The sequence below is a fragment of the Microbacterium sp. M4A5_1d genome (genome assembly GCF_053345465.1).
In genome coordinates this window covers 628,278-641,539 of sequence record NZ_JBKFAD010000001.1, presented here as the reverse complement: position 1 = coordinate 641,539, position 13,262 = coordinate 628,278, and the positions used below count along the sequence as shown (strand labels likewise).

Genomic DNA, 13,262 nt, shown 5'->3' with positions numbered 1-13,262 from the left:
GCTTTCGTCGTGAGGCCGTCCTCAGCCGGCTGCGACGAGGCGCGAGGTCTCGTCGTGCCAGCTGGTGGCGACGGCGCGGAGCTTCTCTTCGTACTTGCGGCCGTGGTGGGCGCAGAAGAGGAGCTCGCTGCCGTTCACCTCGGCGGCGATGTAAGCCTGTGCGCCGCACGAGTCACAGCGATCTGCCGCAGTCAGGCGGTGTTCGAGGACGGCGGTGCTCTCGGAAGTGTTCGTGGTCATGATGGGTGCCTCCTCGGTCGATCGGGTCGTGCAACTGAGTGCCTTCGATACAACCACGACCAGCCGGGGGTATGCCCCATTTGACGTGCATTTCGCTCTGCGCGTACGCTCACCGCGCACAGACCGGACCGGGACCGCCGTGACCTCGTGTGTCCTCCCCAGCGTGTCGGCGCCCGCGGATACGCTTGGAGATCGTGACTGCTGAGTATTCCGCCCACCACCTCCAGGTGCTCGAAGGGCTCGAAGCCGTCCGCAAACGCCCCGGCATGTACATCGGCTCGACCGACTCCCGCGGCCTCATGCATTGCCTCTGGGAGATCATCGACAACTCCGTCGACGAGGCCCTGGGCGGATACGGCTCGCGCATCGACATCGTGCTCCATGCCGACGGCAGCGTCGAGGTGCGTGACCGCGCCCGCGGCATCCCCGTCGACGTCGAGCCCCGCACCGGCCTGACCGGTGTCGAGGTCGTCTTCACCAAGCTGCATGCCGGCGGCAAGTTCGGTGGCGGCTCGTACGCGGCGTCGGGCGGTCTCCACGGTGTCGGCGCATCGGTCGTCAACGCCCTGTCGGAGCGCCTCGACGTCGAGGTCGACCGCGCGGGCAAGACCTACGCGATGTCGTTCCATCGCGGCGAGCCGGGGCTCTTCGCGGGCGATACGCCCGACTCGGAGTTCACCCCGTTCGAGCGCTCGTCCGAGCTGCGTGTGGTCGGCAAGGCGCCCCGGGGTACGACCGGTACCCGCATCCGCTACTGGGCCGACCGTCAGATCTTCACGAAGGATGCCGCCTTCCATCTCGAAGAGCTCGTGCAGCGGGCACGGCAGACCGCCTTCCTCGTCCCGGGCCTCGAGATCGTCATCGTCGACGAGCGCGGCGAGGAGCGGGTCGAGACGAGCTATCGCTTCGACGGCGGCATCTCCGAGTTCGCCGAGTTCCTCGCTCCCGATGCCCCGATCACCGACACCTGGCGGCTGACGGGCTCGGGAAACTTCACCGAGACCGTGCCCGTGCTCCAGGCCAACGGTGCGATGGTCCCGACCGAGGTCGAGCGATCGTGCGAGGTCGACATCGCGCTGCGGTGGGGCACGAGCTACGAGACCGTCACCCGGTCGTTCGTGAACATCATCGCGACTCCGAAGGGCGGAACCCACCAGCAGGGCTTCGAGCAGGGTCTGATGAAGATCATCCGCAGCCAGGTCGAGCAGAACGCTCGGCGCCTGAAGGTCGGCAACGACAAGCTGGAGAAGGACGACATCCTGGCCGGGCTCACCGCGGTCCTGACGGTCCGTCTGCCCGAGCCCCAGTTCGAGGGCCAGACCAAGGAGATCCTCGGAACACCGGCGGTGCGGCAGATCGTGGCATCCGTCGTCAACCGTGAACTGGGTGCGCTGTTCTCATCCACCAGACGCGACGACAAAGCGCAGACGGGGCAGCTGCTCGAGAAGGTCGTTTCCGAGATGAAGGCGCGCATCTCGGCGCGCACCCACAAGGAGACGCAGCGGCGCAAGACCGCTCTCGAGTCCTCGTCGCTGCCGGCGAAGCTCGCGGACTGCCGCAGCAACGACGTGGCCGAGTCCGAGCTGTTCATCGTCGAGGGTGACTCGGCGCTCGGCACCGCCAAGCACGCCCGCAACAGCGAGTATCAGGCGCTGCTCCCCATTCGCGGGAAGATCCTCAACGTGCAGAAGGCGTCGGTCAGCGACATGCTCTCCAACGCCGAATGCGCCGCCATCATCCAGGTGATCGGCGCGGGGTCGGGACGCTCGTTCGACCTGAGCGCGGCTCGCTACGGCAAGGTCATCCTGATGAGCGACGCCGACGTCGACGGCGCACACATCCGTACCCTGCTGCTCACGCTCTTCTTCCGGTACATGCGACCGCTCATCGAGGAGGGTCGCGTGTTCGCTGCGGTTCCGCCGCTGCACCGCGTGGTCGTCGTCAACCCGGGGTCGAAGCCGAACGAGACGATCTACACATACTCCGAGGCCGAACTCCACGGGCTGCTCACGAAGCTCCGCAAGTCCGGGCGGAAATGGCAGGAGCCCGTGCAGCGCTACAAGGGTCTCGGCGAGATGGATGCCGATCAGCTCGCGACGACCACGATGGATCGCGCCGGCCGTACGCTCCGCCGTGTCCGTGTCGAGGACGCCGATGCGGCCAACGCCGTCTTCGAGCTGCTCATGGGCAACGAGGTCGCGCCGCGCCGCGACTTCATCGTCACCTCGAGCGACCGTCTCTCGCGCGAGGCCATCGACGCCTGACCCACGCCGCGGCTGCGCGCACGAAGCTCGGAGGACGACGAGAGCTTCGGAGGGATCTCGGCCAGGGGTCCGAGGTCGACGTCATTCTCCGAGGTTCGGGGGCCGGCGGCTCAGGCGACGACGGTGCCGACCGCACCGATCACGCCATCCAGAGGCTGGCCTGACGCGTCGCGCTTGGCTCCGGCCTCGGGCAGAGCGCGGGTCGCACCGTCAGGACCGACCGCGCGGGGGGAGTCGCCCACCCACGCCAGGGTCAGCGTGTCTTCGCCGCGCAGGAAGCGCTGCGCACGGACGCCGCCGGTCGCGCGGCCCTTCGCCGGGAACTCGGAGAATGCCGACACCTTGCCGCTGCCGGCGTCAGCACCGGCGAGCGACTGCGTCGACCCAGCGATCGTGACGACGACGGTGTTCTCGGACGCGGTCACGGCGGTGAACGCGATGACTCGCTCGCCGTCTGCGACGCGGACGCCCGCCATGCCGCCGGCGGCTCGACCCTGCGGCCGCACCGCAGCCGCGTCGAAGCGCAGCAGCTGGGCGTCGGAGGTGACGAAGACCAGCTCGGTACCGTCGGGGGCGGGCGCGGCGCCGACGACGCGATCACCGGGCTTGAGCGAGATGATCTCGGCGTCGGGCTTCCCCGGCGCGAGCTCGGTGGCCGCGACACGCTTGACCACGCCCTGAGCCGTGCCGAGCGCGATCGGCGGTTCGCCGGTCAACGGCACGATGGCCACGACGTGCTCGTTCGGGCCGAGCCCGAGGTACTGGTCGGCCTTCGAGCCTGCCGCGAGCTGAACGCTGTTGCCGGGAACCGAGGGCAGATCGACGGGCGAGAAGCGGACGAGGCGCCCCGTGCTGGTGACGGCGCCGAGGTCGCCCCGGACCGTCGCGTCGACGGCCGATCGGATGGCGTCGTGCTTGCTCCGCCGCGCAGGCGGGACGATGCCGCTGCTGAGCAGATCTTCGCCGAGCTCTGCGCGGACCATGCGGCCGGTCGCCGACAGGAACACGCGGCAGGGCGCGTCGGCGATCTGCAGGTCGACGCCGGCCTTCTTGCCCGAGCGTGCGGTCACGGGTCCGCCGTTGAGCAGCAGCGTGCGACGCGGCGTGCCGTACGTCTCGGCGGCCGCCTCGAGCTCGCGGGCCACCTGGGCTCGGAGCAGCACGTCACTCGCGAGGAGCTCCTCGAGGTGCGCGATCTCGGCCTTCAACTGGTCGCGCTCGGTCTCCAGCTCGATGCGGGAGAACTTCGTCAGGCGGCGTAGACGTAGTTCGAGGATGTACTCGGCCTGCGGCTGCGAGAGATCGAAGACGTCGATCAGTCGCGTCCTCGCCTGCTCCCCGTCATCGGACGCGCGGATGACCTGGATGACCTCGTCGATGTCGAGGATCGCGATGAGCAGGCCCTCGACGAGGTGCAGGCGCTCCTGCTTCCTGGCCAAGCGGTACCGGCTGCGCCGTGTGACGACCTCGATGCGGTGGTCGAGGTAGACGCGCAGCAGCTCTTTGAGTCCGAGCGTCTGGGGCTGTCCCTCCACCAGCGCGACGTTGTTGATGCCGAACGAGTCCTCGAGCGGGGTCAGCCGGTAGAGCTGCTCGAGCACCGCGTTCGGGTCGAAGCCCGTCTTGATCGTGATGACGAGGCGCAACCCGTGGTTGCGGTCGGTGAAGTCCTGGACATCCGAGATACCGGTCAGCTTTTTGGCGTTGACGGCGTCCTTGATCTTCTCGATGATCCGCTCGGGGCCGACCATGTACGGCAGCTCGGTCACGACGAGACCGGTGCGTCGTGGCCCGAGCGACTCGACCGACACCTTCGCGCGGGTGCGGAAGGTGCCGCGCCCGTTGGTGTAGGCGTCCTTGATGCCGTCGAGTCCGACGATCACGCCGCCGCCGGGCAGGTCGGGGCCCGGCACGAACTCCATGAGCTCGTCGAGCGTCGCGTCGGGGTTCTCGAGCAGGTGCACGGCTGCCGCCACGACCTCGATGAGGTTGTGCGGCGCCATGTTCGTCGCCATACCGACGGCGATGCCCGTCGTTCCGTTGACGAGCAGGTTCGGGTACGCGGCGGGAAGGACAGCCGGCTGCTGGAACTGTCCGTCGTAGTTCGGGACGAAGTCGACGACGTCCTCGTCGAGGTTCTCGGTCAGGGCGAGCGCGGAGGGCGCCAGCCGGGCCTCGGTGTACCGCGCTGCCGCAGGCCCGTCGTCGAGCGAGCCGAAGTTGCCGTGTCCGTCGACCAGGGGCACGCGCAGAGCGAAGTCCTGTGCGAGACGGACGAGCGCGTCGTAGATCGCGGAGTCGCCGTGCGGGTGCAGCTTTCCCATGACTTCGCCCACGACACGGGCGCTCTTGACGTGCCCCTTGTCAGGACGGAGGCCCATGTCGGCCATCTGGAACAGGATGCGCCGCTGCACGGGCTTGAGGCCGTCACGCGCGTCGGGAAGCGCGCGGGAGTAGATGACCGAATACGCGTACTCGAGGAACGAACCCTGCATCTCCGCCGAGACGTCGACGTCCTCGATGCGCTCCGGCTGGTCGGGGACGGGTGAAGCGGTGCGGGATGCGGCCATGGAGCTGTACGGACCTCGATCGGGGATGGGAGTGCGGATGCCGGGTGTGCGAGACTGTCCGCGATGCCCTCCAGCCTACCGATCGACCCGCCCGCGGCCCGGAGCCTCACCGGTGTGCTGCCGCAGCTGATCGCCTCCGTCTCGGGTCGATCCGACTGGTTCGCTCCGGCGCGATCGGCGATCGTCATCGTCGCCGACGGGCTGGGGCGCGGCAACCTCGCTCAGCGGGCCGCTTACGCCCGGTTCCTCTCCGAGCGGATGGCCAAGCGGGATGCCGCTCGCACGGTGTTCCCGGCGACGACCGCCGCCGCCCTGAGCAGCCTCTTCACCGGCGTGCTTCCGGGTGAGCACGGCATCGTCGGCTATCGCGTCCGCGTGCCGGGCACCGCATCCGCTCCCAATCAGCTGACGGGGTGGGAGCAAGACGGGCTCGATCCGCTCTCGTGGCAGCGCTCGCAGCCGGTCTTCGAGCGCGAGGTCGCCGGGGGAAGACGCTGTTTCGTCGTGAGCCGGGCGCAGTACGCCGGCACGGGGTTCACGACGGCTACGGTGCGCGGGGCCGAGTTCGTCGCGGCCTCGGGGATCGGCGAGCGTCTCGCGATGGCTGAGGCCCTCGCGGGCACTCATGACGGGTCCCTCGTCTACGTCTACATTCCCGAGCTCGACGTCATCGGGCACGCGCAGGGCTGGGAGAGCGACCGGTGGTCGGCCGAGCTGGAGTCGCTCGACGCCGAGCTGCGGCGCTGGGACCGTCAACTGGCACCCGGGATCGGCGCGGTGCTGACGGCCGACCACGGCATGATCGACGTTCCCGCGCACCGGCATGTGCTGCTCCGAGAGGGGGACCCACTCCTCGACGAGGTCGAAGTCATCGGCGGCGAGCCGCGGATGCTGCACCTCTATGCGTCCGACGGCGCGGCCGAACGCGTCGCTTCGCGCTGGCGCGACGCGGAGTCGGATCGCTCCTGGGTCGTGACGCGCGAGGAGGCGATCGACGCCGGGCTGTTCGGACCGGTGCATCCCGAGGTCGTACCGCGGATCGGCGACGTGCTGGTCGCCGCGCGCTCAGCGGTGGCCTACTACGACGATCGTCTCGCCGACAAGAAACCGCAGCGCATGGTCGGCCAGCACGGATCTCTGACGGATCAGGAGCGGATCGTTCCGCTCGTCCGTCTCGGCGCGTTCGCCTGAGCGGTCAGGCGTCCTCGCTGCGAGCGCCGAAGACGATCTCGTCCCACGAGGGCATCGACGTGCGGCCACCGCGACGGCGAGTCTCGGGCGCGGAATCCTCGCTCGCGGGCTCGGTCTTCGGCGTCTCGGGTTCGGACGGCGCAGGCTCGGCTGGCTCGCGCTGACCGGCCTCCAGGGCATCGAAGAGGGCGACCGGAGTGCGTTCACGCGTGTCGGCACCGCGGTCCTCACCGGGCATCGGCTCACGCTGGCCTCGGCGACGCCGGAGCGCTTCGAGCAGATCGGCGGTCTCCGACGAGGTCACGACCGGCTCGGGCGCTCGCTTGATCGCCGCGTCCTTCGCGTTCGTGCTGCGCAGCGAGTTCGACGCGACCGCGTCAGCGTCAGCGGCGGCGGCGGCGGCGGGATGCCGCGGCCCGAAGGCGCCGCTGTCGAACCGGGACTCGTCCTTGGCCTGTGGCGTGTCGAGGGCACGGAGACGGGGGATCAGACCTTCCGGCAGCGACCCCTGCCGCGACAGCTGCGTCGCATCCGAGTTCAGCGGTGCCAGCGACGAGCGCCGCGGGTCGAACGACCACCGTGCGTCGTGCTCCACCTCGCCGACCGTGAACTCGACCTTCACGATCCAGCCGTCGGGTTCGCGCCAGCTGCTCCACCGCTCGCCGGTCGCGCCTGCCTCGCTGAGCTTGGTTCGAACCGCCGTTCCGAAGGTCGGCTGCGCATCGGGCTCCAGCTCGCCTGCGATGAGGACGGGCACGGCGAGCGCTTGCCCGACGATGTGCTCGCGTTCGGCGATGATCGGGCGCTCGTAACGCGCGACGTCCTCGACCCGGACTCCGAGGAGGGTGGCGACGTCCGCGGCGCTCATCCCGGAGCGGATGTGCGATTGGATCTCGCGGGGGCTGGGGCGAGGAGCCCGCGGTTCGTCCGTCGGCCGGGCGCGGCGCAGCTGGGCGCGCAGCGTCTCGTTCACCGGCAACGCGAAGCGCTCCCCGGACTCGGTGGCGAGGACGAGGATGCCCTCCTCGGTCCCGATGACCTTGAGCTGTTCCATGCGCAGAACCCTCCCAGCGATACGTGTGCCGTCATGGTGTCACAGGCATCCGGGCACCGCGGGAATATCCGGGGCGCGCCGCCGGTTTCGGGGGGCGAACCGGTCGTGCGCATCCGTTCCCGGAAGGATCTTCCGCGACGTTTTGCGAAAATCGCGCCGGTCATGCAAACTATCGCCGCCCCACTCGGCGCGGCAACCGGCAACACCTGGAAGTAGAGGCCTTTCGACATGGCTACGGATTACGACGCACCCCGCAAGACCGAGGACGACAGCGAGTCGATCGAGGCCCTGAAGGAGCGCGTGCCCGACAAGTCGTCGGGCTCGATCGACAACGAGGACGCCGACAACCCGTCGGGCTTCGAGCTGCCCGGGGCCGACCTCTCGGACCTCGAACTCGATGTCGTCGTCCTGCCCCCGCAGGAGGATGAGTTCACGTGCATGGAGTGCTTCCTCGTGAAGCACCGCACCCAGATCGATCACGAGACCAAGGTCGGCGCCATCTGCACCGAGTGCGCGGCCTGATCGCACGACCTTCGCTGACCCTCGACGCTCCGGCGTCGGGGGTCTGTCTTTTACCGGGCGGCGTTACGCGTCGGGGCCGGCCGGGGCGGCGGTCGCGCGGGCGCTCTCGATCACCGCGGCGACGCGGGCGGGCGTCCGCGAGGAGAACACCCAGTGGGTGACCGGATCGTCGTCGTCTTCGATCGCGATCCGTACGACTCCGTCGATGCCGCCACGCAGAAGGTGCCAGGAACTCGACGACAGGCCGGGCCCGCGTGCCTGCCGCGCGGCGTCGCCGGTGAACGTCTCGATCTCGCCGAGGTAGGTGAGCTCGATGCTCGCGCGCCCGACTCGGAGCCGCTCGCCGGTGACTTCGATCACCGGTGAGAGGGCGATGAGTCCTGCCACGACGAGGGCTCCCACGGCGATGCCGGCGATGAGCCCGACCACCGAGTCGAGCGGGGCGAGCACGAGAGCGACCATCGGCCCGCAGACGGCGGCGCTCACCAGAGCCCACAGGGATGGGCTCAAGCGCTCGCGGTAGCTTGTGGCGGGCGAGGTGGCGGGGGCGGAACTGTGCATTAGCCTCGTGGGGTGACCGAATCCGTGGACGTCCCCATTATCGCCGCCGACGTTCCCGTTTACGCCCATCCCGGAGATGCCGGAGCAGATCTCGTGTCCGTCGAGCAGCTGCGTCTCGAGCCCGGGCAGCGCGCACTCGTGGGGACCGGTGTCCGAATCGCCCTGCCGGACGGCTTCGCCGCCTTCGTCGTGCCGCGCAGCGGGCTCGCGGCGAAGCACGGGATCACCGTGGTCAACTCGCCGGGAACGGTCGACGCCGGGTACCGCGGAGAGATCAAGGTCACGCTCCTGAACACCGACACCGCCGAGCCGTACGACATCGCGCCCGGCGACCGCATCGCCCAACTGATCGTCATGCCCGTCACCCGGGCCCGCTTCATCCCCGTCGACACCCTGCCCGAGAGCGTTCGCGGTGAGGGCGGTTTCGGCTCGACCGGCTATCAGCAGCAGACAGGAGTACCCGCATGAGCGACGACGCGAAGTCGGCACCCGCCGACCGGGCCACGGCAGGCCCCTTCGACGAGTCCGAGGCCAACCCGGTTCGTCCGTACATCGATCTGGGCGGCATCAAGGTGCTTCCGCGCGAGGGGCTGAACCTGCGTCTCGAGGTCGAGGAACAGACGAAGCGCATTGTCGCGGTCGGTCTCGACTACGCCGGTTCGACGCTTCAGGTCCAGCCGTTCGCAGCGCCCCGTTCGACGGGGCTCTGGGAGGAGACGCGCGAGCAGATCCGCCAGCAGGTGCGCCAGCAGGGCGGTCGCGTCGAGGAGCGCGAAGGCCCGCTCGGCCCGGAGCTGCTCGCCGAGGTCCCCGTGATGGCCGGGGCGGAGGGCAGCGGAAAGCGTCTCGCGCGTTTCGTGGGCGTCGACGGGCCGCGGTGGTTCCTCCGAGGCGTCATCGGCGGTGCGGCGACCAATGACGTCGACGCGGCTGCGCAGGTCGAGGATCTCTTCCGGTCGCTCGTGGTCGTCCGCGGCGGATCGCCGATGCCGCCGCGCGACCTCATCCCGCTCAAGATGCCGGCGACCCCCGGCTCGGCGTGAGCGCTGACGAAGGGCGCGAGGCCGCGACCGAGCGTCCCGCCGATCTGACCCCGCCCGAACCGGTGGCCTCGACCTCGGGCGTTCTCGGAGCCGCGCTCGGCGAGGCTGCGCGCAAGGCCGGTTTCGATCCCGACACCGAGGCTTCGACCGGGGGCGTCGTCTGGCGCGCGATGGGCGGTTTCCGCGGCATCGTCGAGGCCGTCCTCCCCGGCTTGGTCTTCATCGTCGTGTTCACGCTCACGACGGACCCGCAGACCCGTGAGGCGAATCTCTGGCTGTCGCTCGGGCTGTCGGTCGGTGTCGCCGCGGTGTTCACGCTGCTGCGCCTCATCCAGCGCGGCCCGGCAGGAGCCGCATTCGGAGGTCTCATCGCGACCGCTGCGGCCGCGGGGCTGGCGCTGTGGACGGGGCGGGGGCAGGACAACTTCATCCCGGGTCTGATCACCAATGCGGCTTACGGGACCGCCTTCCTGGTCTCGGCCCTCATCGGATGGTCGCTCATCGGACTCGCCGCCGGATTCCTCATGAACGAGGGCGTCGCCTGGAGGCGTGACAAGCGCAAGCGCCGCGTCTACTTCTGGCTCGCGATCGCCTGGGCGGGGCTCTTCTACCTCAGGCTCGCCGTGCAACTGCCGCTGTACTTCGCCGACGAAGTCGCCGCCCTCGGAACCCTGAAGCTCGTCATGGGCCTGCCGCTGTTCGCCCCGCTCGCGGCCGTCACCTGGCTCGCCGTGCGGGCGCTCTATAAGCGGCCCGCCGAGTGATACATTTATCTTGACGTCAAGATAAATTTCCCCCGATCCGACTAAGGGTCGCCTCACTAGATCGACCGGTGCGGCGAGGGGATGATGGGACAGTGCGCGCGAGCGCGCGGCCCGCCGATGAAGGAGAGCAGACGTGTCCACTGTTGACAGCTTCGGAGCCAAGAGCACCCTGACGGTCGGCAGCACCGACTACGAGATCTTCCGGATCGACACGGTCGAGGGTTACGACCGTCTTCCCTTCAGCCTCAAGGTGCTGCTCGAGAACCTCCTGCGCACCGAGGACGGCGCGAACGTGACGCAGGAGCAGATCCGCGCGCTGGGTTCGTGGGACGCGTCGGCAGAGCCCGACACCGAGATCCAGTTCACCCCGGCCCGCGTCGTGATGCAGGACTTCACGGGCGTGCCCTGCATCGTCGATCTCGCCACGATGCGCGAGGCGGTGACCGCGCTCGGCGGTGACCCCAACCGCATCAACCCGCTCTCGCCCGCCGAGATGGTCATCGACCACTCGGTCATCGCCGATCTCTTCGGCAGCGAGAACGCCCTCGAGCGCAACGTCGAGATCGAGTACGAGCGCAACGGCGAGCGTTACCAGTTCCTCCGTTGGGGTCAGGGCGCGTTCGACGACTTCAAGGTCGTCCCCCCGGGCACCGGCATCGTCCACCAGGTGAACATCGAGCACCTCGCGAAGGTCATCTACGACCGCAACGTCGACGGTGTGCTCCGTGCGTACCCCGACACCTGTGTCGGCACCGACTCGCACACCACGATGGTCAACGGCCTCGGTGTCCTGGGTTGGGGTGTCGGCGGCATCGAGGCCGAGGCCGCGATGCTGGGTCAGCCCGTGTCGATGCTCATCCCGCGCGTCGTGGGCTTCAAGCTCACCGGCGAGATCCCCGCGGGCGTCACCGCGACCGACGTCGTGCTGACGATCACCGACATGCTGCGCAAGCACGGCGTGGTCGGCAAGTTCGTCGAGTTCTACGGCGCCGGCGTCGGGTCCGTCCCGCTCGCGAACCGCGCCACGATCGGCAACATGAGCCCCGAGTTCGGGTCGACCGCCGCGATGTTCCCCATCGACGACGTCACGCTCGACTACCTGCGCCTGACCGGCCGCGACGAGCAGACCGTCGCCCTCGTCGAGGCGTACGCGAAGGAGCAGTCGCTCTGGCACGACCCCGCGAACGAGCCGAGCTACAGCGAGTACATGGAGCTCGACCTCTCGACGGTCGTCCCGTCGATCGCCGGCCCGAAGCGCCCGCAGGACCGCATCCTCCTGTCGGAGTCGAAGGAGCAGTTCGCGAAGGACATCCTCAACTACGCGACGGCCGCCGACGAGGCCGTCGAGGTCGAGGGCACCTTCCCGGCGTCGGACCCGGGCAACGCCCCGGGCGTCGAGCACGAGACCCACTCCGACGACACCGTCTCGCACCAGCACGACCACGCGCACGCGGGTCTGCTCTCGAGCGGCGCACGCCATGCGGCATCCAACCCGGTGAAGGTCACGCAGCCGTCGGGCGAGAGCTACATGCTCGACAACGGCGCAGTGACGCTCGCGGCCATCACGTCGTGCACCAACACGTCGAACCCGTCGGTCATGATCGCCGCAGGTCTGCTGGCCCGCAAGGCCTCGGAGCGCGGCCTCACGCGCAAGCCGTGGGTCAAGACGACGCTCGGCCCCGGCTCGAAGGTCGTCACCGACTACTACGAGAAGTCCGGCCTCGACAAGGACCTCGAGAACCTCGGCTTCTACACCGTCGGCTACGGCTGCACGATCTGCATCGGAAACTCCGGCCCGCTGATCGAAGAGGTCTCGGCCGCGATCAACGAGAACGACCTCGCGGTCACCGCGGTGCTCTCGGGCAACCGCAACTTCGAAGGCCGCATCAGCCCCGACGTCAAGATGAACTACCTGGCCTCGCCGCCGCTGGTCGTCGCGTACGCCCTGGCCGGGTCGATGAACTTCGACTTCGAGACCGATGCGCTCGGCAAGGACTCGGACGGCAACGACGTCTTCCTCAAGGACATCTGGCCCGCTCCCGATGAGGTCCAGGAGATCATCGACTCGTCGATCTCGCGTGAGCAGTTCATCAAGCAGTACGCCACCGTGTTCGACGGTGACGAGCGCTGGAAGAACCTGCCCACGCCGACCGGCCCGGTGTTCGAGTGGGACGAGGACTCGACCTACGTCCGCAAGGCGCCGTACTTCGACGGCATGCAGATGGAGCTGACCCCGGTCGCCGACATCACCGGTGCGCGCGTCATGGCGACGCTGGGCGACTCGGTCACCACCGACCACATCAGCCCGGCCGGAAACATCAAGGCCGGCACCCCGGCCGCGCAGTACCTCACCGAGCACGGCGTCGCGCAGAAGGACTTCAACTCCTACGGCTCGCGCCGTGGCAACCACGAGGTCATGATCCGCGGAACCTTCGCCAACATCCGTCTGAAGAACGAGCTCACGGCAGCGGTCAACGACGGCAAGGTCGTCGAGGGCGGCTACACGCGCGACTTCACTCAGGAGGGCGGCCCGCAGTCGTTCATCTACGACGCGAGCCAGAACTACCAGGCGCAGGGTACGCCGCTCGTCATCTTCGGCGGCAAGGAGTACGGCTCGGGCTCGTCGCGCGACTGGGCGGCGAAGGGCACCAACCTCCTCGGCGTGAAGGCCGTCATCACCGAGAGCTTCGAGCGCATCCACCGCTCGAACCTGATCGGCATGGGCGTCGTCCCGCTGCAGTTCCCCGCCGGCGAGAGCTGGAAGTCGCTGGGACTCGACGGCACCGAGATCATCTCGATCACGGGCCTCGAGCAGCTGAACGAAGGCGTCACCCCGAAGACGGTGAAGGTCGTCGCCGAGCCGAGCGAGTTCTCGCCCGAGGGCAAGCAGACGGTCGAGTTCGACGCGATCGTGCGCATCGACACCCCCGGTGAGGCCGACTACTACCGCAACGGCGGCATCCTGCAGTACGTGCTGCGCTCGCTCGTCTGAGACACGGAGCTGCAGTAGTCCACGAGAGGCCGGAGCGTCCAGCTCCGGCCTCTCGTGCATC

The 13,262-nt window shown here is 68.9% G+C and carries 11 protein-coding genes; 7 read left to right on the top strand and 4 right to left on the bottom strand.

Annotated features, from left to right (window positions below; all coding sequences use genetic code 11):
- Positions 1–21: 21 nt before the first annotated feature.
- The gene (locus tag ACLBWJ_RS03080; protein WP_112614164.1) at positions 22–240 is read right to left on the bottom strand and encodes a DUF7455 domain-containing protein; all 219 of its coding nucleotides are present in this window, start codon (positions 238–240) and stop codon (positions 22–24) included.
- Between the two features lie 194 nt (positions 241–434).
- On the opposite strand from ACLBWJ_RS03080, the gene ACLBWJ_RS03075 reads away from it, so the two are divergent.
- Positions 435–2,504 carry a DNA gyrase/topoisomerase IV subunit B gene (locus ACLBWJ_RS03075; protein WP_404568064.1) on the top strand — a complete coding sequence of 690 codons (2,070 nt, stop codon included), beginning with the start codon at positions 435–437 and terminating at the stop codon, positions 2,502–2,504.
- Between the two features lie 110 nt (positions 2,505–2,614).
- On the opposite strand, the gene ACLBWJ_RS03070 is transcribed toward ACLBWJ_RS03075, so the two are convergent.
- Positions 2,615–5,074 carry a DNA gyrase/topoisomerase IV subunit A gene (locus ACLBWJ_RS03070; protein WP_404568063.1) on the bottom strand — a complete coding sequence of 820 codons (2,460 nt, stop codon included), beginning with the start codon at positions 5,072–5,074 and terminating at the stop codon, positions 2,615–2,617.
- Between the two features lie 63 nt (positions 5,075–5,137).
- Between ACLBWJ_RS03070 and ACLBWJ_RS03065 the strand changes: the two genes are divergently transcribed.
- The gene (locus ACLBWJ_RS03065; protein WP_447659721.1) at positions 5,138–6,265 is read left to right on the top strand and encodes an alkaline phosphatase family protein; all 1,128 of its coding nucleotides are present in this window, start codon (positions 5,138–5,140) and stop codon (positions 6,263–6,265) included.
- A gap of 4 nt (positions 6,266–6,269) precedes the next feature.
- Here the strand turns inward: ACLBWJ_RS03065 and sepH are convergent, their stop codons facing one another.
- Entirely contained in the window at positions 6,270–7,319 is a 1,050-nt protein-coding gene (sepH, locus tag ACLBWJ_RS03060; protein ID WP_323987544.1) for a septation protein SepH, read from the bottom strand.
- Positions 7,320–7,547: 228 nt separating this feature from the next.
- Here sepH and ACLBWJ_RS03055 point away from each other — a divergent pair, with 228 nt between their 5' ends.
- Entirely contained in the window at positions 7,548–7,841 is a 294-nt protein-coding gene (locus tag ACLBWJ_RS03055) for a DUF4193 domain-containing protein (protein WP_023951316.1), read from the top strand.
- Positions 7,842–7,904: 63 nt separating this feature from the next.
- Here the strand turns inward: ACLBWJ_RS03055 and ACLBWJ_RS03050 are convergent, their stop codons facing one another.
- The gene (locus ACLBWJ_RS03050) at positions 7,905–8,351 is read right to left on the bottom strand and encodes a DUF3093 domain-containing protein (RefSeq protein ID WP_323987545.1); all 447 of its coding nucleotides are present in this window, start codon (positions 8,349–8,351) and stop codon (positions 7,905–7,907) included.
- A gap of 63 nt (positions 8,352–8,414) precedes the next feature.
- Here ACLBWJ_RS03050 and dut point away from each other — a divergent pair, with 63 nt between their 5' ends.
- From dut to acnA, 4 genes are all read left to right on the top strand, one after another.
- Positions 8,415–8,870, top strand: coding sequence for a dUTP diphosphatase (gene dut / locus ACLBWJ_RS03045; protein ID WP_181574120.1), 456 nt, complete (start codon positions 8,415–8,417; stop codon positions 8,868–8,870).
- On the top strand, positions 8,867–9,445 hold the full coding sequence (locus tag ACLBWJ_RS03040; RefSeq protein WP_112614172.1) for a DUF3710 domain-containing protein: 579 nt from the start codon (positions 8,867–8,869) through the stop codon (positions 9,443–9,445). Before dut ends, ACLBWJ_RS03040 begins: the two co-directional genes overlap by 4 nt.
- Positions 9,442–10,209, top strand: a complete 768-nt coding sequence (locus ACLBWJ_RS03035; protein WP_323987546.1) for a DUF3159 domain-containing protein — start codon at positions 9,442–9,444, stop codon at positions 10,207–10,209. Before ACLBWJ_RS03040 ends, ACLBWJ_RS03035 begins: the two co-directional genes overlap by 4 nt.
- Positions 10,210–10,342: 133 nt before the next feature.
- Entirely contained in the window at positions 10,343–13,201 is a 2,859-nt protein-coding gene (gene acnA / locus ACLBWJ_RS03030; protein WP_274177691.1) for an aconitate hydratase AcnA, read from the top strand.
- Positions 13,202–13,262 lie beyond the last annotated feature (61 nt).

Coding starts and splice junctions, on each gene's coding strand:
- sepH (WP_323987544.1), bottom strand. CDS start 7,319: ATGGAACAGCTCAAGGTCATCGGGACCGAGGAGGGCATCCTCGTCCTC.
- ACLBWJ_RS03040 (WP_112614172.1), top strand. CDS start 8,867: ATGAGCGACGACGCGAAGTCGGCACCCGCCGACCGGGCCACGGCAGGC.
- ACLBWJ_RS03070 (WP_404568063.1), bottom strand. CDS start 5,074: ATGGCCGCATCCCGCACCGCTTCACCCGTCCCCGACCAGCCGGAGCGC.
- ACLBWJ_RS03080 (WP_112614164.1), bottom strand. CDS start 240: ATGACCACGAACACTTCCGAGAGCACCGCCGTCCTCGAACACCGCCTG.
- ACLBWJ_RS03065 (WP_447659721.1), top strand. CDS start 5,138: ATGCCCTCCAGCCTACCGATCGACCCGCCCGCGGCCCGGAGCCTCACC.
- ACLBWJ_RS03055 (WP_023951316.1), top strand. CDS start 7,548: ATGGCTACGGATTACGACGCACCCCGCAAGACCGAGGACGACAGCGAG.